At 61.6% G+C, this 23,432-nt stretch carries 28 protein-coding genes; 19 read left to right on the top strand and 9 right to left on the bottom strand.

Going from position 1 to position 23,432, the window contains the following annotated elements; all coding sequences use genetic code 11:
* Positions 1 to 6 precede the first annotated feature (6 nt).
* Together YH64_RS02315 and YH64_RS02310 are read right to left on the bottom strand one after the other, a co-directional pair.
* Positions 7 to 1,116: a FecR domain-containing protein gene (locus tag YH64_RS02315; protein ID WP_046806044.1), complete on the bottom strand. Its 1,110-nt coding sequence runs from the start codon at positions 1,114 to 1,116 to the stop codon at positions 7 to 9.
* A 33-nt stretch (positions 1,117 to 1,149) separates the two neighbouring features.
* Positions 1,150 to 1,866 (bottom strand): response regulator transcription factor, encoded by a 717-nt coding sequence (locus tag YH64_RS02310; RefSeq protein ID WP_046806043.1) that lies wholly within the window; start codon positions 1,864 to 1,866, stop codon positions 1,150 to 1,152.
* Positions 1,867 to 2,125: 259 nt separating this feature from the next.
* Here YH64_RS02310 and YH64_RS02305 point away from each other — a divergent pair, with 259 nt between their 5' ends.
* The 18 genes from YH64_RS02305 to YH64_RS02220 all read left to right on the top strand — a co-directional run bounded on the left by YH64_RS02305 (position 2,126) and on the right by YH64_RS02220 (position 14,469).
* Positions 2,126 to 2,827 (top strand): response regulator transcription factor, encoded by a 702-nt coding sequence (locus tag YH64_RS02305; RefSeq protein ID WP_046806042.1) that lies wholly within the window; start codon positions 2,126 to 2,128, stop codon positions 2,825 to 2,827.
* 543 nt (positions 2,828 to 3,370) lie between these two features.
* Positions 3,371 to 3,748: a 30S ribosomal protein S12 gene (rpsL, locus tag YH64_RS02300; RefSeq protein WP_005017264.1), complete on the top strand. Its 378-nt coding sequence runs from the start codon at positions 3,371 to 3,373 to the stop codon at positions 3,746 to 3,748.
* Positions 3,749 to 3,914: 166 nt separating this feature from the next.
* Entirely contained in the window at positions 3,915 to 4,385 is a 471-nt protein-coding gene (rpsG, locus tag YH64_RS02295; RefSeq protein WP_006216561.1) for a 30S ribosomal protein S7, read from the top strand.
* 18 nt (positions 4,386 to 4,403) lie between these two features.
* Positions 4,404 to 6,506: an elongation factor G gene (fusA, locus tag YH64_RS02290; RefSeq protein WP_046806041.1), complete on the top strand. Its 2,103-nt coding sequence runs from the start codon at positions 4,404 to 4,406 to the stop codon at positions 6,504 to 6,506.
* 75 nt (positions 6,507 to 6,581) lie between these two features.
* Positions 6,582 to 7,772: an elongation factor Tu gene (tuf, locus tag YH64_RS02285; protein ID WP_006221899.1), complete on the top strand. Its 1,191-nt coding sequence runs from the start codon at positions 6,582 to 6,584 to the stop codon at positions 7,770 to 7,772.
* A 74-nt stretch (positions 7,773 to 7,846) separates the two neighbouring features.
* On the top strand, positions 7,847 to 8,158 hold the full coding sequence (gene rpsJ / locus YH64_RS02280) for a 30S ribosomal protein S10 (protein WP_003806903.1): 312 nt from the start codon (positions 7,847 to 7,849) through the stop codon (positions 8,156 to 8,158).
* Between the two features lie 357 nt (positions 8,159 to 8,515).
* Positions 8,516 to 9,205, top strand: coding sequence for a 50S ribosomal protein L3 (gene rplC / locus YH64_RS02275; protein ID WP_052946063.1), 690 nt, complete (start codon positions 8,516 to 8,518; stop codon positions 9,203 to 9,205).
* Between the two features lie 4 nt (positions 9,206 to 9,209).
* Positions 9,210 to 9,830, top strand: a complete 621-nt coding sequence (rplD, locus tag YH64_RS02270) for a 50S ribosomal protein L4 (RefSeq protein WP_006216558.1) — start codon at positions 9,210 to 9,212, stop codon at positions 9,828 to 9,830.
* A complete protein-coding gene (rplW, locus tag YH64_RS02265) occupies positions 9,827 to 10,123 on the top strand; it encodes a 50S ribosomal protein L23 (protein WP_006216557.1) in 297 nt (98 codons plus the stop codon). Before rplD ends, rplW begins: the two co-directional genes overlap by 4 nt.
* Positions 10,124 to 10,951 (top strand): 50S ribosomal protein L2, encoded by an 828-nt coding sequence (gene rplB / locus YH64_RS02260; RefSeq protein WP_006216556.1) that lies wholly within the window; start codon positions 10,124 to 10,126, stop codon positions 10,949 to 10,951.
* Positions 10,952 to 10,963: 12 nt separating this feature from the next.
* The gene (gene rpsS, locus YH64_RS02255) at positions 10,964 to 11,239 is read left to right on the top strand and encodes a 30S ribosomal protein S19 (protein WP_006216555.1); all 276 of its coding nucleotides are present in this window, start codon (positions 10,964 to 10,966) and stop codon (positions 11,237 to 11,239) included.
* A 3-nt stretch (positions 11,240 to 11,242) separates the two neighbouring features.
* Positions 11,243 to 11,572 carry a 50S ribosomal protein L22 gene (rplV, locus tag YH64_RS02250; RefSeq protein ID WP_006227021.1) on the top strand — a complete coding sequence of 110 codons (330 nt, stop codon included), beginning with the start codon at positions 11,243 to 11,245 and terminating at the stop codon, positions 11,570 to 11,572.
* Between the two features lie 9 nt (positions 11,573 to 11,581).
* On the top strand, positions 11,582 to 12,376 hold the full coding sequence (gene rpsC, locus YH64_RS02245) for a 30S ribosomal protein S3 (RefSeq protein WP_006216553.1): 795 nt from the start codon (positions 11,582 to 11,584) through the stop codon (positions 12,374 to 12,376).
* A gap of 2 nt (positions 12,377 to 12,378) precedes the next feature.
* A complete protein-coding gene (gene rplP, locus YH64_RS02240; protein WP_006216552.1) occupies positions 12,379 to 12,795 on the top strand; it encodes a 50S ribosomal protein L16 in 417 nt (138 codons plus the stop codon).
* A gap of 11 nt (positions 12,796 to 12,806) precedes the next feature.
* On the top strand, positions 12,807 to 12,998 hold the full coding sequence (rpmC, locus tag YH64_RS02235; protein ID WP_003806912.1) for a 50S ribosomal protein L29: 192 nt from the start codon (positions 12,807 to 12,809) through the stop codon (positions 12,996 to 12,998).
* 2 nt (positions 12,999 to 13,000) lie between these two features.
* Positions 13,001 to 13,282 carry a 30S ribosomal protein S17 gene (gene rpsQ, locus YH64_RS02230; RefSeq protein ID WP_006216549.1) on the top strand — a complete coding sequence of 94 codons (282 nt, stop codon included), beginning with the start codon at positions 13,001 to 13,003 and terminating at the stop codon, positions 13,280 to 13,282.
* An 87-nt stretch (positions 13,283 to 13,369) separates the two neighbouring features.
* Positions 13,370 to 13,879 carry a hypothetical protein gene (locus YH64_RS02225; RefSeq protein WP_046806039.1) on the top strand — a complete coding sequence of 170 codons (510 nt, stop codon included), beginning with the start codon at positions 13,370 to 13,372 and terminating at the stop codon, positions 13,877 to 13,879.
* A gap of 143 nt (positions 13,880 to 14,022) precedes the next feature.
* Positions 14,023 to 14,469, top strand: a complete 447-nt coding sequence (locus tag YH64_RS02220; protein WP_046806038.1) for a hypothetical protein — start codon at positions 14,023 to 14,025, stop codon at positions 14,467 to 14,469.
* Between the two features lie 52 nt (positions 14,470 to 14,521).
* Here the strand turns inward: YH64_RS02220 and YH64_RS02215 are convergent, their stop codons facing one another.
* The 6 genes from YH64_RS02215 to YH64_RS02190 are packed head-to-tail and all read right to left on the bottom strand — an operon-like array spanning position 14,522 to position 20,233.
* Positions 14,522 to 15,589, bottom strand: coding sequence for a branched-chain amino acid ABC transporter permease (locus YH64_RS02215; RefSeq protein ID WP_046806037.1), 1,068 nt, complete (start codon positions 15,587 to 15,589; stop codon positions 14,522 to 14,524).
* 10 nt (positions 15,590 to 15,599) lie between these two features.
* Entirely contained in the window at positions 15,600 to 16,610 is a 1,011-nt protein-coding gene (locus YH64_RS02210) for a branched-chain amino acid ABC transporter permease (RefSeq protein ID WP_046806036.1), read from the bottom strand.
* Positions 16,607 to 17,359 (bottom strand): ABC transporter ATP-binding protein, encoded by a 753-nt coding sequence (locus YH64_RS02205; protein ID WP_046806035.1) that lies wholly within the window; start codon positions 17,357 to 17,359, stop codon positions 16,607 to 16,609. The genes YH64_RS02210 and YH64_RS02205 overlap by 4 nt, the downstream gene beginning before the upstream one ends.
* The gene (locus tag YH64_RS02200; RefSeq protein WP_046806034.1) at positions 17,356 to 18,126 is read right to left on the bottom strand and encodes an ABC transporter ATP-binding protein; all 771 of its coding nucleotides are present in this window, start codon (positions 18,124 to 18,126) and stop codon (positions 17,356 to 17,358) included. The genes YH64_RS02205 and YH64_RS02200 overlap by 4 nt, the downstream gene beginning before the upstream one ends.
* A 15-nt stretch (positions 18,127 to 18,141) precedes the next feature.
* Entirely contained in the window at positions 18,142 to 19,314 is a 1,173-nt protein-coding gene (locus YH64_RS02195; RefSeq protein WP_046806033.1) for a substrate-binding domain-containing protein, read from the bottom strand.
* Positions 19,315 to 19,336: 22 nt separating this feature from the next.
* Positions 19,337 to 20,233: an alpha/beta fold hydrolase gene (locus tag YH64_RS02190; protein ID WP_046806032.1), complete on the bottom strand. Its 897-nt coding sequence runs from the start codon at positions 20,231 to 20,233 to the stop codon at positions 19,337 to 19,339.
* A gap of 159 nt (positions 20,234 to 20,392) precedes the next feature.
* Between YH64_RS02190 and YH64_RS02185 the strand changes: the two genes are divergently transcribed.
* Complete coding sequence (locus YH64_RS02185) at positions 20,393 to 21,352, top strand: helix-turn-helix domain-containing protein (RefSeq protein WP_046806031.1); 960 nt, start codon at positions 20,393 to 20,395, stop codon at positions 21,350 to 21,352.
* Positions 21,353 to 21,415: 63 nt separating this feature from the next.
* Here YH64_RS02185 and YH64_RS02180 read toward each other — a convergent pair.
* The coding region (locus tag YH64_RS02180; RefSeq protein WP_143215223.1) for a metallophosphoesterase at positions 21,416 to 23,432 on the bottom strand (2,017 nt) is incomplete at its 5' end.

Below are 23,432 nucleotides of genomic sequence, written 5' to 3'. Positions count from 1 at the left end.
TCGGCCCTAGTACTCGGTCAGCGTGATGAATCCGCCGCTGCCGCTGCTGACCCCAAGGCCGGACGACGTCATCAATTGATTCGCGCCTTCGAACGTTGCAACCGCGTCCTGGCCGCGCAAGCCCAGCTCGTCGACCGCGCGCACGGATACGTAGTACGTACCGGGGCCAGGGGCCCGGAACTGAATGTCGTTTGCGGCGAAACTTTCGGATGACACGGGCAGGGCGCCTTCCGCATCGCGCGAAACACGCACGAGGTAGCTTTGGGCACCCGGCACCGGTGCAAACGCGCTGGTCCATGCACCGCCGCCCCGGCGCGTGGGCTGGCCCAGTTCTGGCGCGGCCAGCAGCTGGCGCACGCCCGACATGCTGCCGTCGTTGCGCACCGCGGCGCCATAGCCGCGTGCCACCGCGACGGGCTTGGTCAGTTCGGTGCCGGGTGCGTGCGCTTGCAAGCGCACGCTGCCTTCCAACACTTCGCTTTGCACGCCACCCGCGCCGCTTTGCACGCGAAACCGCGTGCCGCGCACGCCGGTCACGGCGACCGGCGTCCGGATCTCGAAACGGCCCACGCCTTGTCCGGTGGGGGCGACAGTGGATTCAACACCGCCGCGCTGAACGTTGATGACCGAGTCGGTCAGCGCGGTGCCTTCAAACTGGCGCAGCCGGGACAATTCAACGGCCCCGCCGGCAGGTAACGTCAGCTTGGATCCGTCAGCCAACTCCAACGTGACAAAGCCGTTCGCCGAGGTCACGACCGTGCTGCCTTCGGAGACGCTCGCGCCGGCTTGCAGTGCCTTGCCGTCCATATTCGCTTGGCCGCTAACGTGCACGACGCGCGCCGGCGCGGGCCGCACCGGGATCATCGATAGCGGGATCCGCAGTTCAAGGCCGATCGGCAGTTGCTCGGGCTTGTCGACCTTGTTTACGGTTTGCAGCTGCGTCCAGTTGGCTTGGTTGCGGGTGTATTGCGTAGCCAGCTCGATCAGGGTGTCGCCCTGGCGGATGCGGTAGATGAAGTCGTCGCCCAATGCACCCGCGGGCTGGCTGTGCGCCACGCCGGACACGGTCAGGCAGCAGAGCAGGGCAAGCGAAGAAAGCGCGCGGCAGCGGCTCATAAATCGTGTTCTCCAGGAAAGCGCGCGTAGCGTCTATGACGGGTTGGTGGCGCTGTCGTCAGCGGCGCTTATCAATTCCAACCGGTAGCCAAGCGCGTACGACGAGCTCAGGCGCACGCCGTGCTCGGGGCGGATCTGGAGCTTTTGACGGATGTTGGACAAATGCGTGTCCAACGTGCGGGACGTGGCGGGAATTTCGCGGTTCCAGACGCATTCGGCGAGCACGTCGCGCGACATCAGCCGGCCCAGATTGCGAAAGAAAAGCAGCGCCAGCTCGAATTCCTTGGGCGCCAGTGACACGGGGGCGCCGTGCAACGAAATGACGCGCGCCGCAGGCTCGATGCGGTAATGCGCAACTTCGAACGCATCGTTGGCCGGCTCGGCGATCTGACTGCGCCGCAGCAGCGCGGCCACGCGCGCCAGCAACTCCAGCGGGCGCAGGGGCTTGACGATGTAATCGTCGGCGCCCGCGCGCAGCCCTTCGACCAAATCATCTTCCGACGAGCGATTGGTCAAGAAGATAACCGGTACGCGCGGACCGATATTGGCGCGCAACCAGCGCACCACATCGTCACCGTCAATGTCTGGCAGGTGCCAATCCAGCAGCACTAGATCAAAATTTTCGGTGCGCAACGCGGCCAACAGATCCCGGCTCTGGTGATAACTGAGGCACGTATATCCCGCAGCGGTCAGCACTTGGTGTATGCGCCGGGCTTGGTCAAGATCGTCTTCCAGCGACGCGATTTTCATCGGAATTTCTCGCGGAGTTTTGCCACTTCTGCGCGCTCGTTGGCGGCCTGATGCAAAGGTGAGCGAATTTGTGTAAACGAATGATAACTCGGGCAAGTGAGAGTCTGGCTACGTTGTGGCAAGAACTGTCAAACATTGCAAAGTTAACGAATATTGACTGGAGTTGTTGCGTAACACCACGCCACACTGTCTCAACCGTCCCCTTCGCCGACGTCACAAACGGTCGGCAGCGGGGCTCGGGTCAGAGGTGGAATTAGCTATGAATCAATTGCGCATACTTATGATGTCGCCGGACGAGGTCGCTCGAAACGCCGCCGTGTCCGCGTTGCTGCAAGCCGGAATTTCCGCGCGCGGGTGCTCGACATCCCTTGAGCTGTTCGGATTACTCAATAGCGGCACCTACGATGCCGTGATCCTCGATGTGGGGGCGATGGGCGAAATCGGCTATGCCCTGGTTGCGCGCCTGCACGGATCTTCGTCGATGGGAATCGTGGTTACCGGACGGGGCATGTCGGTGGACAGCCGCCTGCGCTGCCTGCAAAGCGGCGCCGACGCCTGTCTGCCCGAACCGCAGGATCCGCGCGAACTCTCCTGCATCCTGCTGGCGCTGGCGCGCCGCCTGCCCGCGACACCCGACAACAAGGCGGACGAGGAGCCGGTCAACGGCCAATGGGAGTTGCGAGACCAGGGCTGGACGCTGGCTGCCCCATCGGGCGCCACGATCTCGCTGTCGGCCAACGAACGCCTCATCGTCCGTTCATTGCTGGAAGTCGCGGGCAGGGCGGTGGGCCGGTCGGAGCTGGGCGACGAGCTTCGAGTGGAAGGCGGCGGCGTGCGATCTAGCGGATCGCGCAGCATCGACGTGATCGTCAGCCGCTTGCGGCGCAAAGCGGAATTGGCGGGCGTGATGTTGCCCATCCGCACGGTGTACGGCAGCGGTTACTTGTTCGCCGACCATTAACGCCCGCCCGGAGCTACACTGCGCCGTAGGCCAAAAATACTCATGGTTTACCCCAGCACCGCAACGTCCGACGAGTGCGGCGCGGCGCGTTTCAAAGGGTTGGATCCGTCCTGCTACGTGACCCTATTTTGCGCCAGCCGGCGCTAAGTTCCTGCCTTTTTGCCGCCAACGCGCGGCGTCCGGGGGCTTACAAAATACTTTGACAGTACGCCTTGATCTCAGTTATGCTAAAGGGCTTACTGCTTTATTTCGCGCGCAAAATCTGTACGCAAAAGGCAAACAGTTCAAGAACTTAGTCCAGGATCTAAAACCAGGTGCGTCACGAGCCTTCGGTTTTGGGTCCATCTGTTGCGACTTCGTCCTTGAATGCCGGCCGCTATCAGTTTTGTGCGTTTGTCATGGTTTGTTGGCAAGCCCGCTCTTTTACGTATATGAACGTTTGAGGCGGTTTTGCGCGAACTGCCTTCTCCGAGAGAATTCACTGCTTGAGGAGACGAGTACGTAAGTACTTACCAGTGGTACGTAAAAGGGATTTCAAAGGTCATGCCTACCATTAGCCAACTCGTGCGCAAGCCGCGCGAAGTCAGCATCATCAAAAGCAAGAGCCCCGCGCTCGAAAATTGCCCGCAACGCCGCGGCGTGTGCACTCGCGTGTACACCACCACCCCCAAGAAGCCGAACTCCGCTCTGCGCAAGGTTGCCAAAGTGCGTCTGACCAACGGTTACGAAGTCATTTCGTACATCGGCGGTGAAGGCCACAACCTGCAAGAGCACTCGGTGGTTCTGGTGCGTGGCGGTCGTGTGAAGGACTTGCCCGGTGTGCGTTATCACATCGTGCGCGGTTCCCTCGACCTGCAAGGCGTCAAGGATCGTAAGCAAGCCCGCTCGAAGTACGGCGCCAAGCGCCCGAAGAAGGCTTAATAACGAGTCAGCAGTAACCCCGCGTGGCGGAAGCCCGTCACTAGGGAAGTGCGACCGCGCCCTCCGGCTTTTGGGAAGGAGCGCGGCACGTAAGGGGTCGTCCCAATGGGCGGCCATGGCCGTGTAATGAAACACGGTTCAACTGAACAGACACAAGGAAGCAACAATGCCCCGTCGTCGCGAAGTACCCAAGCGCGAGATTCTGCCCGATCCCAAGTTCGGCAGCGTCGAGCTCGCCAAGTTCATGAACGTCGTCATGCTGGACGGTAAGAAGGCCGTCGCCGAGCGCATCGTCTACGGTGCCCTCGAGCAAGTGCAAACCAAGACCGGCAAAGAGCCGATCGAAGTTTTCAGCCTGGCGATCAACAACATCAAGCCGATCGTCGAAGTGAAGAGCCGCCGCGTTGGCGGTGCCAACTACCAAGTGCCGGTTGAAGTGCGCCCCGTGCGCCGCCTGGCCCTGGCTATGCGTTGGCTCCGTGAAGCCGCTAAGAAGCGTGGCGAGAAGTCGATGGATCTGCGTCTTGCTGGCGAACTGATCGACGCCTCCGAAGGTCGTGGCGCCGCGATGAAGAAGCGCGAAGACACGCACAAGATGGCAGAGGCCAACAAGGCCTTCAGCCATTTCCGCTGGTAATTTAAGGACTAATCCACCATGGCCCGCAAAACCCCGATCGAGCGCTATCGCAACATTGGTATCTCTGCGCACATCGATGCAGGGAAAACCACCACGACCGAACGTATCCTGTTCTACACCGGCGTCAATCACAAGATTGGCGAAGTGCATGATGGCGCAGCCACCATGGACTGGATGGAACAAGAGCAAGAGCGTGGCATCACCATTACGTCGGCAGCTACGACGGCGTTTTGGCGTGGCATGGCGAAGAACTATCCCGAACACCGCATCAACATCATCGACACCCCGGGTCACGTGGACTTCACCATTGAGGTGGAACGTTCCATGCGCGTCCTGGACGGTGCTTGCATGGTCTATTGCGCGGTGGGTGGCGTTCAGCCGCAGTCCGAAACCGTGTGGCGCCAAGCCAACAAGTACGGCGTGCCGCGTCTGGCCTTCGTCAACAAGATGGACCGCACCGGCGCCAACTTCTTCAAGGTCTATGACCAGCTGAAGAACCGCCTGCGCGCCAATCCCGTGCCGATCGTGATCCCGATCGGTGCCGAAGACACGTTCCAAGGCGTGGTCGACCTGGTCAAGATGAAGGCGATCATTTGGGACGAAGCCAGCCAAGGCATCAAGTTCGACTACCACGATATTCCCGCCGAGCTGGAAGGCCTGGCCAACGAATGGCGTGAAAAGCTGGTTGAAGCCGCCGCTGAGTCGTCGGAAGAGCTGATGAACAAGTACCTGGAAACGGGTTCCTTGGACGAAGCCGAAATCAACCTGGCCATCCGCCAACGCACCATCGCTGGCGAAATCCAGCCGATGCTGTGCGGCACCGCCTTCAAGAACAAGGGCGTGCAGCGCATGCTGGACGCGGTCATCGACTACCTGCCTTCGCCCGTGGACATTCCCGCGGTTGACGGCCAGGACGACGATGGCAATCCCGTCACGCGTGAAGCGGACGACGGCGAGAAGTTCTCGGCACTGGCATTCAAGCTGATGAGCGATCCGTTCGTGGGTCAATTGACCTTCGTGCGCGTTTACTCGGGCGTCCTGAAGTCGGGCGACACGGTCTACAACCCCATCAAGGGCAAGAAAGAACGTATCGGCCGCATTCTGCAGATGCACGCGAACAACCGCGAAGAAATCAAGGAAGTGTTGGCAGGCGACATCGCCGCCGTGGTGGGTCTGAAAGACGTGACCACCGGCGAAACGCTGTGCGACACCGACTCGCACATCTTGCTCGAACGCATGATTTTCCCCGAGCCCGTGATTTCGCAGGCCGTGGAACCGAAGTCGAAGGCTGACCAGGAAAAGATGGGTCTGGCGCTGTCGCGTCTGGCTCAGGAAGATCCGTCGTTCCGCGTGCGCAGCGACGAAGAATCCGGCCAAACCATCATTTCCGGCATGGGCGAGCTTCACCTGGAAATTCTGGTCGACCGCATGAAGCGTGAGTTCGGCGTTGAAGCCAACGTCGGCAAGCCGCAAGTGGCCTACCGTGAAACCATCCGCAAGACCTGCGACGAAGTTGAAGGCAAGTTCGTCAAGCAGTCGGGCGGCCGTGGCCAGTACGGTCACGTGGTGCTGAAGGTCGAGCCGTTGCCTCCTGGCGGTGGCTACGAATTCGTGGACGCCATCAAGGGCGGTGTGGTTCCTCGCGAATACATCCCCGCGGTGGACAAGGGCATTCAGGAAACGCTGCCTTCGGGCGTGTTGGCTGGCTACCCGATCGTCGACGTCAAGTGCACGCTGTTCTTCGGTTCGTACCACGATGTGGACTCGAACGAAAACGCGTTCAAGATGGCCGGCTCCATGGCATTCAAGGAAGGTCTGCGCAAGGCCAGCCCCGTGCTGCTGGAACCGATGATGGCCGTTGAAGTCGAAACGCCGGAAGACTACGCTGGTACCGTGATGGGCGATCTGTCCTCGCGTCGCGGCATGGTCCAAGGCATGGACGACATGGTCGGTGGCGGCAAGACCATCAAGGCTGAAGTTCCCCTGGCCGAGATGTTCGGTTACGCCACGAACCTGCGTTCGTTGACGCAAGGTCGTGCCACGTACACGATGGAATTCAAGCATTACTCCGAGGCTCCCAAGAACGTCGCTGACGAAGTCATCGCCGCTCGGGCCAAGTAAATAACCCTAGCCAGGTCCGCCCATCCGGGTGGCCTGGCAGATTCAAGTTTCCTTGAAAGTTAAAGGATAGAGATCATGGCAAAAGGCAAGTTTGAACGTACCAAGCCGCACGTGAACGTGGGTACGATTGGTCACGTTGACCACGGCAAAACGACGTTGACGGCAGCTATCACGACCGTTCTGTCGAACAAGTTCGGTGGCGAAGCCAAGGGCTACGACCAGATCGATGCGACTCCTGAAGAAAAGGCTCGCGGCATCACGATCAACACCGCCCACGTCGAGTACGAAACCGAAGCGCGTCACTACGCTCACGTTGACTGCCCGGGCCACGCTGACTATGTGAAGAACATGATCACGGGCGCGGCGCAAATGGACGGCGCGATTCTGGTTGTGTCGGCCGCTGACGGCCCGATGCCGCAAACGCGTGAACACATTCTGCTGAGCCGCCAGGTTGGCGTGCCGTACATCATCGTCTTCCTGAACAAGGCTGACATGGTTGACGACGCCGAGCTGCTCGAGCTGGTGGAGATGGAAGTTCGCGAACTGCTGTCCAAGTACGACTTCCCGGGTGATGACACCCCGATCGTCAAGGGTTCGGCCAAGCTGGCGCTGGAAGGCGACAAGGGCGAACTGGGCGAGCAAGCCATCATGGCTTTGGCCGCTGCACTGGATTCGTACATCCCGACGCCCGAGCGCGCCGTGGACGGCACGTTCCTGATGCCGGTTGAAGACGTGTTCTCGATCTCGGGTCGTGGCACGGTGGTGACTGGCCGTATCGAACGCGGCATCGTCAAGGTCGGCGAAGAAATCGAAATCGTGGGCCTGGTGCCCACGGTCAAGACGACTTGCACGGGCGTTGAAATGTTCCGCAAGCTGCTGGACCAAGGTCAAGCTGGCGACAACGTGGGCATCCTGCTGCGCGGCACCAAGCGTGAAGACGTCCAGCGCGGCCAAGTGTTGGCCAAGCCGGGCTCGATCACCCCGCACACGGACTTCACGTCCGAGGTGTACATCCTGTCCAAGGAAGAAGGCGGCCGTCACACGCCGTTCTTCCAAGGCTATCGTCCCCAGTTCTACTTCCGCACGACGGACGTGACGGGCACGATCGAGCTGCCGGCCGACAAGGAAATGGTTCTGCCGGGCGACAACGTGGCCATGACGGTCAAGCTGTTGGCTCCCATCGCCATGGAAGAAGGCCTGCGTTTCGCTATCCGTGAAGGCGGTCGTACCGTCGGCGCCGGCGTCGTCGCCAAGATCCTGAAGTAATTCGGATCACTTAAGCAGCACACAACCAGCGAGGGCGCCTCGTCGCCTTCGCCTCTCGTTCTTTAGGAAACGCCATGAAAAACCAAAAGATCCGTATCCGCTTGAAAGCATTCGATTACAAGCTGATCGATCAATCGGCCGCTGAAATCGTCGACACCGCCAAGCGTACCGGCGCCGTCGTCCGCGGCCCGGTGCCGCTGCCCACGCGTATCCGTCGCTACGACGTTCTGCGTTCGCCGCACGTCAACAAGACGTCGCGCGACCAGTTCGAAATCCGTACGCACCAGCGCCTGATGGACATCGTTGATCCCACCGACAAGACCGTTGACGCTCTGATGCGTCTGGACCTGCCGGCCGGCGTCGACGTCGAAATCGCGCTGCAGTAAGGCGATTCGGGCCTGCTACCTTCGCCGGTAGGCTCGATAAGAATGGCCGTGTTCCCAAGGGAATGCGGCCATTTTGTTTTGGTCGGGGCAACGCCGTCCAAAGTGTGGCAAATATGCGCGCTTGCGCATGCCTTTAAGCCGCTAAGTGCTTGTGCTGCCTGAAAAAATCATGCTAATATGCCAAGCTTGCCATTTTGTGGCAAGTCTAACTATGGGCGGATTGGCTTGAATCCCTTTGCTGCAAGGCAAGGCGGCCTATAAGGCAATACCAACCAGGTTGAACATAGTCGTAGGGCAAAGGCCGTTACCTTTTGCCTGATTAGCCCTGACCAATCGCAGTCAGGAATGGAGAAAACGATGTCGAATTCGACACCCACGCCCGCCGCTCACCGGCTGGGGCTGGTGGGTCGCAAGGTCGGCATGACCCGCATTTTTACCGAGGAAGGTGAATCCATCCCGGTAACCGTGCTGGACGTGTCTAACAACCGCGTGACCCAAGTTAAGTCGCTGGAAACCGACGGCTACGCCGCGATCCAGGTGGCTTATGGCACTCGTCGTGCCTCGCGTGTGGCTCAGCCGCAAACGGGCCACTACGCCAAAGCCGGCACTGAAGCCGGTAGCATCCTCAAAGAATTCCGCCTTGATCCCGCCCGCGCTGCTGAATTTGCAGCCGGTTCCGTGATCGCCGTGGAATCCGTGTTCGAAGCCGGCCAACAGGTCGACGTGACGGGCACGACCATTGGTAAAGGCTTCGCCGGTACCATCAAGCGTCACCACTTCGGTTCGCAACGCGCGTCGCACGGTAACTCCCGTTCGCACCGCGTCCCGGGCTCGATTGGCCAAGCTCAAGATCCGGGCCGCGTGTTCCCGGGTAAGAAGATGGCTGGTCACCTGGGTGATGTCACCCGCACCGTTCAAAACCTCGACGTCGTTCGCGTTGACGTTGAGCGTGGCCTGCTGTTGGTCAAGGGCGCTGTCCCCGGCCACGCTGGCGCCGACATCGTCGTGCGCCCGGCCATCAAGGCCCCGGCCAAGAAGGGAGCGTAAGTAAATGGATCTCAAGCTCCTGAACGACCAAGGTCAGGCCGCTGCTACGTTCAGCGCGCCCGATACGATCTTCGGCCGTGACTTCAACGAAGCGCTGATTCATCAGATCGTGGTGGCTTTCCAAGCCAATGCCCGTGCCGGCAACCGCGCTCAGAAGGATCGTGCCGAAGTTAAGCACTCGACCAAGAAGCCCTGGCGCCAGAAGGGTACCGGCCGCGCACGCGCTGGTATGACTTCGTCGCCGCTGTGGCGTGGCGGTGGTCGGATTTTCCCGAACTCGCCCGAAGAGAACTTCAGCCAGAAGGTCAACAAGAAGATGTACCGCGCCGGGATCCGTTCGATCTTGTCGCAACTGGCTCGTGAAGACCGTATCGCCGTTGTCGAATCGTTTGATCTGGAATCGCCCAAGACCAAGGCTGCTGCTGCAAAGCTGAAGAGCCTGGGCCTGGACTCGGTCCTGATCATCACCGACAGCGTTGATGAGAATGTTTACCTCGCCACCCGCAACCTGCCGCACGTTGCTGTTGTCGAGCCCCGTTATGCCGATCCGTTGTCGCTGGTCCACTACAAGAAAGTGCTGATCACCAAGCCGGCCATCGCTCAACTCGAGGAGATGCTGGGATGAACGCTGAACGCTTGATGCAAGTCATTCTGGCTCCGATCGTGACCGAAAAGGCCACGTTCGTCGCTGAGAAGAATCAGCAAGTCGCTTTCCGTGTCGTGGCTGACGCTACCAAGCCGGAAATCAAGGCTGCCGTCGAACTGCTCTTCAAAGTGCAGGTCGAGTCTGTGCAGGTCCTCAACCGTAAGGGCAAAGTCAAGCGCTTTGGCCGATTCGTTGGCCGTCGCCGTAATGAGCGCAAGGCTTACGTGTCGCTCAAGGACGGCCAGGAAATCGACTTTGCGGAGGTGAAGTAAATGGCCCTCGTAAAAGTTAAGCCGACATCGGCTGGCCGCCGTGGCATGGTGAAGGTTGTTAGCCCGAACCTGCACAAGGGTGAGCCCTACGCGCCGCTGCTGGAAAAGAAGACCCGTGGTTCTGGCCGTAACAACAACGGTCACATCACGATCCGCCACCGTGGTGGTGGTCACAAGCAACACTACCGTGTCGTCGACTTCCGTCGCGACAAGGACGGTATCCCGGCAAAGGTCGAGCGTCTGGAATATGACCCCAACCGTACGGCGCACATTGCTCTGCTGTGCTACGCCGACGGCGAACGTCGTTACATCATCGCTCCGCGTGGCCTGGAAGTGGGTGCTACCTTGCTGTCGGGCACCGATGCTCCGATCCGCGCTGGTAACACGCTGCCGATCCGCAACATCCCGGTGGGTACGACGATTCACTGCGTCGAAATGCTGCCTGGCAAGGGTGCTCAAATGGTCCGTTCGGCCGGCGCTTCCGCCGTCCTGCTGGCTCGCGAAGGCATCTACGCTCAGGTTCGTCTGCGCTCGGGTGAAGTTCGCCGTGTGCACATCGAATGCCGCGCCACCATTGGTGAAGTCGGTAACGAAGAACACAGCCTGCGCCAAATCGGCAAGGCCGGTGCAATGCGTTGGCGTGGTATCCGCCCGACGGTTCGTGGCGTTGCCATGAACCCGGTGGATCACCCGCACGGTGGCGGCGAAGGCCGTACCGGTGAGGCACGCGAGCCGGTCAGCCCGTGGGGCACCCCGGCGAAGGGTTTCAAGACCCGTCGCAACAAGCGGACGAACAATATGATCGTCCAACGGCGCAAGCGCAAGTAAGAGGCGAACACTATGTCACGTTCGATCAAGAAAGGCCCGTTTGTCGATGCTCACCTGATCAAAAAGGTGGACACGGCCGTCGCGGGCAAAGACAAGAAGCCGATCAAGACCTGGTCGCGTCGTTCCACGATCCTGCCCGAGTTCATCGGTCTGACGATCGCGGTCCACAACGGCAAGCAACATGTCCCCGTGTACATCAACGAGAACATGGTCGGTCACAAGCTGGGCGAGTTCGCGCTGACCCGTACGTTCAAGGGCCACGCTGCGGACAAGAAGGCGAAGAGGTAAGCGATGGAAACTACTGCCATTATCCGTGGGGTGCACATCTCGGCACAGAAGACCCGTTTGGTTGCGGACTTGATCCGTGGCCAGAAGGTCGGCCGTGCCCTGGAAATCCTCACCTTCTCGCCGAAGAAGGCTGCCGTCATCCTGAAGAAGGCTGTCGAGTCCGCCATCGCCAACGCCGAGCACAACGACGGCGCCGATATCGACGAACTGAAAGTCACCACGATTTTTGTGGACAAGGCTCAGTCGATGAAGCGCTTCTCCGCTCGCGCCAAGGGCCGCGGCAACCGTATCGAGAAGCAGACCTGCCATATCACGGTCAAGGTCGGAGCTTAAGGAGTCACGATGGGTCAGAAAATTCACCCCACTGGGTTCCGTCTCGCGGTCACCCGTAATTGGTCCTCGCGTTGGTTCGCCGACGACAAGGCCTTCGGCACGATGCTTGCCGAAGACATTCGCGTTCGCGAGTACCTGAAAAAGAAGCTCAAGAGCGCCTCCGTTGGTCGCGTGATCATCGAGCGTCCGGCCAAGAATGCCCGCATCACCGTCTACTCGGCTCGTCCGGGCGTGGTGATCGGCAAGCGCGGCGAAGACATCGAAAGCCTGAAGGCTGATCTGCAGCGTCTGATGGGCGTGCCTGTGCACGTCAACATCGAAGAAATCCGCAAGCCGGAAACCGATGCTCAACTGATCGCCGACTCGATCTCGCAACAGCTCGAGAAGCGCATCATGTTCCGTCGCGCAATGAAGCGCGCGATGCAAAACGCGATGCGTCTGGGTGCCCAAGGCATCAAGATCATGAGCTCGGGCCGTCTGAACGGTATCGAAATTGCTCGCACCGAGTGGTATCGCGAAGGCCGTGTGCCGCTGCACACCCTCAAGGCCAACATCGACTACGGCACCTCCGAAGCCCACACCACGTATGGCGTGATCGGCATCAAGGTCTGGGTCTACAAGGGCGACATGCTGGCTAACGGCGAATTGCCGCCGGAAACCGCTGCCCCGCGCGAAGAAGAACGTCGTCCGCGCCGCGCTCCGCGTGGTGATCGTCCGGACGGTGCTCGCACCGGTCGTCCGGGTGGTCGTGGTCGTGGTGGTCCCCGCAAGGCGGACGCTGCTCCGGCGCCTGAAGGAGAATAACCATGCTGCAACCCTCTCGCAGAAAGTATCGCAAAGAGCAGAAGGGCCGCAACACCGGTCTGGCGACTCGTGGTACCCACGTGTCGTTCGGCGAATTCGGTCTGAAGGCCACCGGCCGTGGCCGTCTGACCGCTCGCCAGATCGAAGCCGCTCGTCGTGCTATCAATCGTCACATCAAGCGTGGCGGCCGTATCTGGATTCGCATTTTCCCGGATAAGCCCATCTCGCAAAAGCCCGCCGAAGTCCGTATGGGTAACGGTAAGGGCAATCCTGAGTACTGGGTCGCTGAAATTCAGCCCGGCAAAGTGCTCTACGAAATGGAAGGTGTGAGCGAAGAGATCGCGCGTGAAGCTTTCCGCCTGGCCGCTGCCAAGCTGCCGATTTCGACCACGTTCGTCGCGCGTCATATCGGTGCTTAAGGAGTACTAACATGAAAGCTAGCGAACTCCGTTCGAAAGACGCCGCCGAGCTCGGCAAAGAGCTCGAAAGCCTGCTGAAGGCACAATTCGGTCTGCGTATGCAGAAGGCCACGCAGCAACTGGCCAACACCAGCCAGCTGCGCAACGTGCGTCGCGACATTGCGCGCGTTCGTACCTTGCTGACCGAGAAGGCAGGGAAATAAACATGAGCGAAACTCAAAACACCCAAGTGGCCAAGCGCCAGCGTACGCTGGTTGGCAAGGTCGTCAGCAACAAGATGGACAAGACTGTCGTTGTGCTCGTCGAGCGCCGCGTCAAGCACCCCATCTTCGGCAAGATCATCATGCGCTCCGCGAAGTACAAGGCGCACGATGAATCGAACCAATACAACGAAGGCGATACGGTTGAAATCGCTGAAGGCCGTCCCATCTCGCGCTCGAAGTCGTGGCGTGTGGTGCGTCTGGTTGAAGCCGCACGTATCATCTAAGTGATGCAGTCATCGGAACGGTTCGCCGTTCTGATATAAAACGGCAAGGGCTAAACCCCTTGCCGTTTTTTTTCGTCTTTGAAATCCATGCCGAATCGAGTCAGCAACATCGTGCGCAGTATCGTCACGGCCCATGCGCTTGGGGCCGCCTTGTGCCTGGCCGGCGCGGCAGCCGCGCAAGCCGTGAACGCGGGCCAAGCTGCCCCTTCGGCGCCGTCGCCCGATGACGCCAGGACCGGCAAGAACGTCTTGAATGCGGGACCCGAGCCTCGGGTCAAACCGCCTACCGGATCTCGCGACCACGCAGCCATCTTCGGCTCGGAAGACGAGGACGAACAGGCCTTGGTGTCGCAGGAGCAGACGCTTGAAAACCAGCGCAATCAGCTGCTGATGCTGGAACGCCTGTTCACTCAGAAGCCTGCGGGCGCCGGGACTGCGCCGCCGGCGATGATGCCGTTGAACTCCGGCTCGACGATGCGGCCTTTGCAGCCCACGCCCTCTGGCTCGCAGCTTGATAGAGGCAAGATCGACGAGATGCAGCGGCGCGTCGACGGTATGCGCCGCGACGCGGAATCGATGCGCCAGGGCGGAAAGTAAGCGCTGAAGCCGGCCGGTGCCGCTTTTGAAACGCAGCGTAGCCGTTATCGGCACCAGCGTTGTTACAACGGCCCATGGTTCTTGATATAAGTGCTGTCAGCGCACCTATTGCGCTGACAATTCTGACCACAGGAGTGGCATAGATGATCAAGTCTCCGGGCAAGCTTGGCGCTGCAGCTTTCATGGTGTGGGCGGGCGTGGGATTTTCTGCAGCTGCAAGCGCGCAAAGCATTGTTTTCAAGGATGTGGAAGTCTCTCGGCCCATCTACGACAGCGTTTTGGTCGTTGGTAGCGATAGCCGAGCGCGAACTGGCATGGAAGTCCGAGAGTTGCAGAGGACGATGGATCAGGTTCGTGATCAAACGCGTACTTTGGATGACCTGAAGAACCAGAACCGCGCGCTGCAACGCAAAGTGGACGATCAGGAGAAAAAGATTGCCGCATTGGAGCGAAAACAAAGCGACAGCAACCGTAGTAGCAGTAGCAGTAGCAGCAGCAACAGCGCGAACGAGCGGCAGTTCAGCGCGATGCAGCGCCAGATCGATCAGCTTAGCCGCGACCTGGATCGTGTACGTAGCAAGGTGAAATAACGCGAGGTGCCTGCGCGCGCGGCGAGGTCGTGCGCGCGGGCGCGTCCCCGCGTCAGCGCCGTCGCGCCAGTTCCCGCAGGCGCCCCGCGATCCCCGTTGGAAAGTAATACACCGACACGACGAACAGGATGCCCAGCCACAGCAGCCAGCGGTCCGGTTCGAACAGCAACGCCAACGGCGCCACGCCGGTCACCGCATCGTGGAGGACGTGCAGGCCATCTTGAAGATAGCTTTGCGCGAACACGAACAAGCTGGCGCCCACCACGGCGCCATACATCGTCCCCATGCCGCCGATCACCAGCATCAGCAGAATGTTCAGCATGATCTCGAACGACAGCGAAGTGTCCGGCCCGTTGTAGCGCAGCCATAGCGCGTACATCGCGCCGGCCAGCGTGGCGAAGGCGGCGGCAAGCAGGTTGGACAGGCTGCGATACAGCACGGTGCGATAGCCGATGGCTTCGGCGCGGAAGGGGTTTTCGCGGATCGCTTGCAGCACGCGGCCGAACGGGGAATTGACGATGCGCAGCAGCATCAGGAACAGCACGAGGCAGACGGCGGCGATCAAATAATACGTAATGATGCGGCCGTCGATCGTGACGCCCAGTACGGGTTCTGACAACGGTCGGAACGCGGGGCGAAGCAGTTGCGGCACCTTGAAGTTAAGGCCGTCTTCGCCGCCCGTCAGCGTGGACAGTTGCGAGACCAGCGTCTGGAAGGCGGCGGCCACCGCCAAGGTGATCATGGCGTAGAAGATTGCGCGCACACGCAGGCTTGCCAAGCCGATCAGCAATGCAAAGGCCAGCGACACAAGCAGGCCCGCGCCCACGCCGGCGAACACTGCCGTCCAACCGGGCTCCATGCGGATGCTGGCGATTGCCTCGCCATAGGCGCCGATGCCGAAGAACATGGTGTGCGCAAAGCTGACGATGCCGGTATAGCCCAGCAGCAGGTCATAGCTGGCCACAAGGATGACGAACACCAGGATCTTGGCCGCCACGGCCAGCGACTTGGGGCCGGGAAAGAGAAACGGCGTGGCAAGCAGCAGGACGACAATCGCAATCAGCGCCAGCGCCAGCAAAGGGCTGCGCGGCGGATCGCCGGAGAGCAGGCGGAATGACATGTCGCGATCCCTAGCGGTTGGTGACCGGATACACGCCTTGCGGCCGCCACAACAAAATGGCGACCATCAGGGCGATGTTCGAGAACAAGGCCGCCTTGGGGAGCAGGAAGCCGGTGTAGTTGGCCATCAAGCCAACCAGCAGCGCGCCGATCAGGCAGCCCACCGTCGAGCCCAATCCGCCAATCATGATGACGATGAAGATCAGCACGTTTACCTGCGCACCCAACTGCGGCACGATGGATTGCTGATACATGCCCCACAGCACGCCGCCCAGGCCGGCCAGCATGGACCCCGCCACGAACACGCCCACGAACAGGTGCCGGATTCGATAGCCCAGGCTTTCGACCATTTCCCGGTCTTCGACCCCGGCGCGGATCAGCAGCCCCAACTTGGTCCGGTTCAGCAGCCACAGCATGCCGCCCAGCACCAGCACGCCGACTGCCAGCGCGACGATGCGAAATTTCTCGATCGCGGCATCGCCCAGCAGGAACGCGCCGCGCAGCGCCTCGGGCAGCGGGAGCGACAGCGTCTGCGGACCCCAGATCATCTTGATGATCTCTTCGCCGATGATCATGCCGCCCATGGTGATCAGGATCTGCTTCAGATGCTGGCCGTACACCGGCCGCACAATGACGCGTTCAAAGGCCAAGCCCACCGCGCCGGCCACAAGCATGCCCACGATCATGGCCGGCAGTACCGCAACCATGTTCGTCCACAGGCTTGCCGTCTGCGTCCAGTCGGACATCGACCCCAGCACCGTGGCCGCCATGTACGCGCCGATGGCAATGAACAGGCCGTGGCCGAAGTTCAATACATCCATCAGCCCGAACACCAGCGTCATGCCCGAGGCGACGATGAAGATGATCATGCCCATGGCCAGACCGGCCAGCGTCAGAGTGATCCAGGTCGAAAACGACCCGACCAGCGGCAGCGCAAGCGCGGCCAATGCGACCACCAGCAGCACGGGGCGCAGGTCCGCGCGCACGCGTGGCAGTGGGGTATCGATATCCAAGGTGCTCATTGATGGCTTCCCAGCGATAGGCCCAGCAGGCGGGTCTGTAGCGCCTCGTCTTGCGCCAACGTCTGCATGGCGCCCGCGTGGACGATACGGCCGTCGTCCATGACGGCGACATGGTCGCCGACACGGCGCGCAAAGTTGAAGTTCTGCTCGACCAGCAAAATGGTGGTGGACGCCTGCTTGAGTTCGATGAAGGCGTCGATCATGTTCTGGATGATGGCGGGCGCCAGGCCCTTGCTGGGCTCGTCGATCAGCAGTAGCCGGCGCGGTTCGATGATGGCGCGCGCCACGGCAAGCATCTGTTTCTGGCCTCCGGACAGCTTGCCGGCGGGGTGTAGCCAGAACTTCTTCAGTGCCGGGAAGAATCCGAAGATCCATTCCAATCGCGCCGTGTCCAACTGCGCCTCGGTTCGGGCCTGGCGCGCGGCCAGCAAGATGTTTTCCTTGACGGAAAGGTCGGCAAAGATGCCCATGTTCTCCGGTACGTAGGCCATGCCCATGCGGGCCATGTCGGGCGGCGATGTGCGGGTGCCCGGCCCGCCGACGGGCGCGCCGTCAAACCGGACCTGGCCTTGCGAGGCGCGCCACAAGCCCATGATGGTGCGCAGCGTCGTGGTCTTGCCCGCGCCGTTGCGGCCCAGCAGCATGGTGACCGCCGACGCGGGCACCGCAAGATCGACGCCGTGCAGGATGTGATACGCACCGATGTGCGTGTGCACGTCCTTCAATTCAAGTAGCGGCGGCGCGCTCATGTGGGGTTCTCCACGGGCGCGATACCCAGGTATGCCTGTTGCACGATGGGCGAGGCGATGACAGCGGCGGGCTCGCCATCGGCCATCAATTGGCCGTTATGCAGTACGACGATGCGGTCGGCCAATTCGCGCACCACGTCCATCTTGTGCTCGACCAGCAGGATTGTTTTCGAGGGGTCGGTTTTCAGTTCGCGAATCAGCTCCAGCACCACGGGTACATCGTCCACGCTCATGCCGGCCGTGGGCTCGTCAAACATGAAAACCTGCGGCTCCAGTGCGATCAACATGGCGATTTCCAGCTTGCGCTGATCGCCATGCGGCAGGTCGGCCGCAGCCTGGTCGCGGCGTGCCGACAAGCGGGTACGTTCAAGCAGCGCATCGGCGCGCGCCAGCAGCTTGCGATCATCGTCCCAGGTTCGCCAGAAGCGAATCTGACGCCAGCTCAGACCTTGTTGGCGCGATTGCAGCGCCAGCCGCACGTTCTCGTGCACGGACAGGCGCGGGAACAGCTGCGTCAGCTGAAATGCACGGCCCAGCCCGGCGTGCATGCGCGCAGGGGCCGATAGCGACGTCAGGTCGCGCCCGTTCAGACTTACCGACCCTGCGCTGGCACGCAACTGGCCAGAGATCAAGTTGAAGTAGGTTGTCTTGCCCGCGCCGTTGGGGCCGACAATGGCCGTCAGCGTGCCCGGCTCGTAGCGGCAACTGACGTTGTTGACGGCCACGTGCCCGCCGAAGCGGATCGTAAGCGATTGGGTTTCCAGCATGGCGGCAACCGGCCTTCAACGCTTGTTCTGAATGGGCACATTCATCTGATCGGGCGTGATTTCCTTGACCAGATCCTGCACGGCCCACGGCACGGAAGGATCGTTCTTGATGCGGAAGTGGTACATCGACTGCATCGCCTGATGGTCTTCGGGGCGGAACGTCATCTTGCCCTTGGGCGTATCGAAACTCATGCCTTCCATTGCCTTGATGAGCGTGTCGGTGTCGGCGTTGCCCGCGGTCTTGTTCAGCGCCGCCACGATCGCGATGCCCGAAGACATGCCGCCGGCCGTGAAGAAGTCGGGCGGCTGCCCGAAGCGCTTCTGATGTTCGGCAACCAGCCATTCGTTGATGGGATTCTTCGGAATGCCGTAGTAGTAATACGTGGCACCTTCCATGCCGGCCAGGGACTTCAGCGGCGTCATCGCGGCCAGCGTGTTGCCGCCCGTGGCAATTTCAATGCCGAAGCGCTTGGGGTCCAGGTCGGCTATCTTGAACGGGTTGCCGGCGCCGGCCCACAGGATGAAGATGATCTTGCGGCCGGGCTTGTCTTTCAACGCATCAAACAGGCGCTGCGCGCCGGCGGTGAAGTCCGTGGCGCTGGCCGGCAGATATTCCTCGTGCACGATCTTGGCGTTTTTCAGCGCACCCTTGAAGGCCTTCACGCCGTCACGGCCAAATGCGTAGTCTTGCGCCAACATGGCGATGGATGTGCCCGCCTGGTCGAACGCGACCGCGTTGGCGATGGCGTCCTGCGACGAGTTGCGGCCGGTGCGGAAAATGTACTTGTTCCATTTTTCGCCGGTGATCGAATCCGCGACGGCGGGCTCGACCAGGAGGATCTTTTCGTATTCCTCGGCGATGGGCAGCATGGCCAACGCGACGCCTGACGACGTGGGGCCCACGGCGATGTCGGCGTTGTCGTCCGCATAGGCCGACGCCAGCTGCGCGCGGGCAACGTCGGGCTTGCCCTGGTTGTCCTTTTCAATGACGCGGATCTTGCGGCCAGCCACGGTCATCGTGCCTTGCGTGGCGTACTCCAGGCCCAGCATCAAGCCGTTCTGCGTCTGTTTGGCATAGGCCTCCAGCGGCCCGGTCTTGTCGTACACGTGGGCGACGACGAAATCCTTGGCGGCGACCGTCGAGGTCATGCAAAGCGCCGCGAGCGCGGCGAGCAGTATGCGATTCATGTGAAGTCTCCTGGTATCAGTATCAACGGGCGCAAGCGTTCGCCGTGTGATCCGGCGTGGCAAGAAATTGGCGGATGGCGTCGATCTGCGGCGCGACGTTCAAAGCGGGGGCGTGGCCGCAGTCGGGGAAGTCGATGCGCGTTGCGCGCGGACCGCGCTGCGTCATGGCATCGGCGACTTCCGGCAGCAACAGGTCGGATTGCGCGCCGCGCAGCAACAGCACCGGCATGCGCAGCGAGTCGTAGCCGCTCCAGCGGTCGTAGTCATTGGGATGATGGCGAAATTGGCCGACGATGGCGGGGTCGTAATGCGGCGTGACGCGGCCATCGGGAAGCCGGCGGACCGACGTCTCGGCCATGCGCCGCCATTGCGCATCGCTTTGCCACCCATAGGGTTGGTAGGCGACGCGCAGCCAGGCTTCGAGTTCTGTGACGGTATCAAAGGCGGGCGGGTTGCCCGCGTACGCCAGGATGCGTTCGATGGCCGGCTTGGGCAGCTCGGGTCCGATGTCATTGACCGCCAGATGTGAGATCCGGTCGCGCAAGGTGGTGGCGGCCGCGTGCATGCCGGTGGCGCCGCCCATCGATGTGCCGACCCATCGCATACGGGTAAGCGACAAGGCATCGGCCAGCGCGCGCGCCAGCCTTGCATAGAAATCCAGGCAGTATTCGGCCGCCGGGTCGGGGCTCCATTGCGACAGGCCGCGGCCGATCGTGTCGGGGCAGATGACGCGGTAGTCACCGGCCAGCGCTTCTGCCAGGTCGTCGAAGTCGCGGCCGGTTCGAGCCAGGCCATGCCACATGATGATGGGCGGCGCGTCGGGCGCGCCCCATTCCATGTAGTGCAGCTCGCGTCCTTCGCAACGCACATAGCGCGAAACCGGCGTGTGGCGGGCGGCCGTTGCGGGCTCGGTTGCCATGAGTCTCCTCCCGGGTTGTCCAGGTTGTGTGCTTATCGGGCTGAATATAGACTTGCGCCAGACGCATCGACAATGCGCCGCGCACCCCAGGGCAGGGTGAGTCAAGAGCTTGTAGACGCAAGATCAAATTGCGCTGGGCCGCGTACAGGAGACCGCGACATGTCGGACACGGAATTCGCCATATCGGCCACCGCAGGCGCCGACGGGCGCGAGCAATGGCGGGCGGCGCTGGCCGACGCGTTCGGTCCGTTCGAGGTGCACCGCGGCAAAGCCGACCATTTCGCCGGCCATGTGCGCTACGCGCGTCGCGCCAGCTTGCAGTTCAATGACCTGCACTATCAGGGACAGAAGCTGGAACGCACGGCCGGTAATGTGTCGCGGCTGGACCAGGAGTTCTATACGTTTGGCATGCCGCTGGCGGGGCCGTTGGCCGTGCGGCAGCAGGGGCGCGATTTTCAGGTGGAGCCGGGCTGCGTGTACCTGATGAACCAAAGCCTGCCGTATCAGGCGACGGCGTTGGGGGCGGCCGGCTACCGTAGTCTTAGCGTGTCGTTTCCTCGCAGTGCGCTGACGCAGCGCGATTCGCGCATCGGCGCGTTCCACAAGTTGCGCATCGATGACGGGTCGCCGCGCGGGGCGATGCTGGCCGGCTTCATGGACCACCTGTTCAAGGGCATGGGCAGCTGGTCCGATACCGAAGTGACCGAGCTTGGCGAAAGGTTGATCGACCTGATCGTGCTGTTCCTGGTGCAGGCGGGGCAGGGGCATGCGTCTGAAACGGACAGCAGCGTTACGTTGGCGCATCGCCAGCGCGTGTTGGCCTACATCCGCCAGCACCTGGCCGACCCTGGCTTGTCGCCGCAGCACGTTGCGCAAGGCTGCGGCGTGTCGGTGGCGTATCTGCACCGTATCCTGCGCGCGGGCGGCCTGTCGGTGGAGTCGTTCATCTTCGATCAGCGCCTGGATAAATGCCGCGAGCTGCTGCTGGACCCGCGGCATCGGCACCGCGGCATCGCCGAGCTGGCCTATCAGGTCGGCTTTTCACACCCGTCGCATTTCAGTCGGCTGTTCAAGAGCCGCTTCGGCATCACTGCGCGCGATATGCGCGCACGCTGCTGAGTCAAAACAAGACGGCTCACGAATGAGCCGTCTTGTTTTACCGGTCAGCCGTTCAGCGCTGGCTTAGAACGGTGACGGCCGATTCGACAGATCCACAATGCTGTTGCTGGTCAGGTCCAGCCGGATGTGTTCGGACGGCGCGCCTGCCGCCAGCTTCAGCATGATCGCCATCAGCGGCTTGAAGCGCGCCTTGAACAGGTCGGCAAGCGTATTGGCGTTGCTGACGCTATTGCCGCTCATTTGCACGGAAGCGTTCGTGTTGGCCAGCGCCTGGGCCAGCAGCTTGTACTGGCTGGCGCGTTGGGCCGGCATGTCGGCAAAGGCCAGGTCGCCGGCATTGGCAATGCGCACGAAGTCGCCCGCCATGTCCAGCGCCTTCCACTGCGCGAAGTCCGACAGCTGCATGCCGTTGGCTTGCGCCAGGGCTTGTGCACGCGCCTGCGCGTCAGCCAGGTTGCCGGCATACGCCGCGTTGCTGGCTCCGGTACCGCCGCCGTCCGACAGGCAGGCAAAGAAGGCCGGCGTCAGATTGTTCTGATTGCCGGTGTTCGCCAGTTCCTTGAGCGTGACGCTGGTTTGCAGTTGCGACAGCGTCAGCAGGTCGGCGCCGGTCAGCGGGCTTTTGACCAGTTCGCGCATCTCGCAACGCCAGTCGTCGTTAAGCAGGCGCAGGCGCACCAGCTCGCTCATGTAGCGATACGTGAAGTCGCCGTAGTCCTTGGCGTCAAGGATCGACACGTCCCAGCGGGGCGGCGTGGTGTAGGCGTTCTCGGCGCGATACAGGTCGAACAGTTCGTCAAAGCGCGGCACCTTGTCCAGGCGGATGGTCTGTACTTCGATCTTGTCGGCGCTTTGCAGCGTCATCAGCTTGTAGGCCGGCACGTACGCCGCCATGGACGGCGCCTGGATATTGAACAGCGCCGTGTCGCCGCCGTAGTTGCGGGCGGCCATGTCGTTGAAGTGCATATGTCCGCCCACGTGCACCTTCAGGCCGGTTTCGGCCAGGGCGCGCGTGGTGTTCTCCGCCGGACGCCGGATCATCTGCATCTTGTTCGCGCCCAGCAGCGCTTCGATGTCGTCGGAGGCGCCGTTGAAAAACTCGGACATCGGGAAGTGGCTGAACGCGATGACCTGCTTGCCCTGCGCCTTGCCGCGCGCGACGACGTCAGCCAACCATTTGATGACGTGGGCCTTGTGCGTCAGCATCTTGTTGTAGCCCTGGTCACCCGAGCCGGTGAAATCATTGGCGCCGATGCCCGTGGGCACGTAGACGTTGGCATCGATGCCGACCAGCCACACGCCCTTGACCGGCTCAACCACGTAGGACGTGTCTGGCACCATCTTGCACAGCGTGTAGTTCTGCGGCTTGTTCGGGCCGCCCGTGCCTTCGGCGCAAATCTCGTACTGGCGGTTGATCCAGTTGGCCTGATCCAATGCCGTGGTGTAGTCGTAGTCTTCGTACTTGTAGGTGCTGTACGGCGTTTCGTAATAGACGTTTTGCGGCTGCGGCATGAAGCCATGCTGCTTGAGCGCGTCCGTGATGCCGGCGTAGCCCATGTGCAGGACTTCTTCCGTGCAGTACGTGTTGCCGATGCGCGCCCAGTCGCCGCTGTAAGGCGTGCTGCACGCGGCGTTGCCGCCGCGGCTGTAGATCGGTTGCGAGAAGCCGATGGCGCCGGTCGTGGGGTCCAGGCCCAGGTAGTCGCTCTTGCCGGCCGCCTGGTTGAAGGGCCGGTTGGGGTCATGGTTGCCGGGGGCGGCAAAGAACTGGATGCCGTGCTTCTTGGAGTAGTCATCCATGATCTTCACCAGGCCGCGCATGTGCACGGGCTGGCCGTCGTCCGAGAAGTCGCCCGGCAATGCGATGTACTTCACGCCGCGCGCAACGGCGTCGTCCAGCGCGGCCAGGAAGGCGAAGTAGTTCTCGTTGAACAGGCGCGTCGACGTCAACTGCGCATACATCGTGCGGATCGTTGCGTTGTCGCCGTGCTTGGGATTCGGAATGCCCGGGAACGAACCGTCCTTGAAGTCGGCGTACACATCGTGGAAGTGGATGTCGGGCATGAACGCCACTTGCACG

The organism is Achromobacter sp. LC458, from assembly GCF_001005835.2.
Taxonomy (GTDB): Bacteria; Pseudomonadota; Gammaproteobacteria; order Burkholderiales; family Burkholderiaceae_B; genus Achromobacter; species Achromobacter spanius_B.
This window is presented reverse-complemented; position numbering and strand designations above follow the sequence as displayed.

Excerpts from the sequence above, each read along its gene's own strand:
- rplD (WP_006216558.1), top strand. The coding sequence starts at position 9,210 with ATGGATCTCAAGCTCCTGAACGACCAAGGTCAGGCCGCTGCTACGTTC.
- rplW (WP_006216557.1), top strand. The coding sequence starts at position 9,827 with ATGAACGCTGAACGCTTGATGCAAGTCATTCTGGCTCCGATCGTGACC.
- rpsG (WP_006216561.1), top strand. The coding sequence starts at position 3,915 with ATGCCCCGTCGTCGCGAAGTACCCAAGCGCGAGATTCTGCCCGATCCC.
- YH64_RS02310 (WP_046806043.1), bottom strand. The coding sequence starts at position 1,866 with ATGAAAATCGCGTCGCTGGAAGACGATCTTGACCAAGCCCGGCGCATA.
- YH64_RS02210 (WP_046806036.1), bottom strand. The coding sequence starts at position 16,610 with ATGAGCACCTTGGATATCGATACCCCACTGCCACGCGTGCGCGCGGAC.
- rplV (WP_006227021.1), top strand. The coding sequence starts at position 11,243 with ATGGAAACTACTGCCATTATCCGTGGGGTGCACATCTCGGCACAGAAG.
- rplP (WP_006216552.1), top strand. The coding sequence starts at position 12,379 with ATGCTGCAACCCTCTCGCAGAAAGTATCGCAAAGAGCAGAAGGGCCGC.
- YH64_RS02195 (WP_046806033.1), bottom strand. The coding sequence starts at position 19,314 with ATGAATCGCATACTGCTCGCCGCGCTCGCGGCGCTTTGCATGACCTCG.
- YH64_RS02225 (WP_046806039.1), top strand. The coding sequence starts at position 13,370 with ATGCCGAATCGAGTCAGCAACATCGTGCGCAGTATCGTCACGGCCCAT.
- YH64_RS02315 (WP_046806044.1), bottom strand. The coding sequence starts at position 1,116 with ATGAGCCGCTGCCGCGCGCTTTCTTCGCTTGCCCTGCTCTGCTGCCTG.
- YH64_RS02220 (WP_046806038.1), top strand. The coding sequence starts at position 14,023 with ATGATCAAGTCTCCGGGCAAGCTTGGCGCTGCAGCTTTCATGGTGTGG.
- rplC (WP_052946063.1), top strand. The coding sequence starts at position 8,516 with ATGTCGAATTCGACACCCACGCCCGCCGCTCACCGGCTGGGGCTGGTG.
- rpsS (WP_006216555.1), top strand. The coding sequence starts at position 10,964 with ATGTCACGTTCGATCAAGAAAGGCCCGTTTGTCGATGCTCACCTGATC.
- YH64_RS02305 (WP_046806042.1), top strand. The coding sequence starts at position 2,126 with ATGAATCAATTGCGCATACTTATGATGTCGCCGGACGAGGTCGCTCGA.
- YH64_RS02215 (WP_046806037.1), bottom strand. The coding sequence starts at position 15,589 with ATGTCATTCCGCCTGCTCTCCGGCGATCCGCCGCGCAGCCCTTTGCTG.
- rpsQ (WP_006216549.1), top strand. The coding sequence starts at position 13,001 with ATGAGCGAAACTCAAAACACCCAAGTGGCCAAGCGCCAGCGTACGCTG.
- YH64_RS02185 (WP_046806031.1), top strand. The coding sequence starts at position 20,393 with ATGTCGGACACGGAATTCGCCATATCGGCCACCGCAGGCGCCGACGGG.
- rpmC (WP_003806912.1), top strand. The coding sequence starts at position 12,807 with ATGAAAGCTAGCGAACTCCGTTCGAAAGACGCCGCCGAGCTCGGCAAA.
- YH64_RS02190 (WP_046806032.1), bottom strand. The coding sequence starts at position 20,233 with ATGGCAACCGAGCCCGCAACGGCCGCCCGCCACACGCCGGTTTCGCGC.
- YH64_RS02200 (WP_046806034.1), bottom strand. The coding sequence starts at position 18,126 with ATGCTGGAAACCCAATCGCTTACGATCCGCTTCGGCGGGCACGTGGCC.
- rpsC (WP_006216553.1), top strand. The coding sequence starts at position 11,582 with ATGGGTCAGAAAATTCACCCCACTGGGTTCCGTCTCGCGGTCACCCGT.
- rpsL (WP_005017264.1), top strand. The coding sequence starts at position 3,371 with ATGCCTACCATTAGCCAACTCGTGCGCAAGCCGCGCGAAGTCAGCATC.
- rplB (WP_006216556.1), top strand. The coding sequence starts at position 10,124 with ATGGCCCTCGTAAAAGTTAAGCCGACATCGGCTGGCCGCCGTGGCATG.
- tuf (WP_006221899.1), top strand. The coding sequence starts at position 6,582 with ATGGCAAAAGGCAAGTTTGAACGTACCAAGCCGCACGTGAACGTGGGT.
- fusA (WP_046806041.1), top strand. The coding sequence starts at position 4,404 with ATGGCCCGCAAAACCCCGATCGAGCGCTATCGCAACATTGGTATCTCT.
- YH64_RS02205 (WP_046806035.1), bottom strand. The coding sequence starts at position 17,359 with ATGAGCGCGCCGCCGCTACTTGAATTGAAGGACGTGCACACGCACATC.
- rpsJ (WP_003806903.1), top strand. The coding sequence starts at position 7,847 with ATGAAAAACCAAAAGATCCGTATCCGCTTGAAAGCATTCGATTACAAG.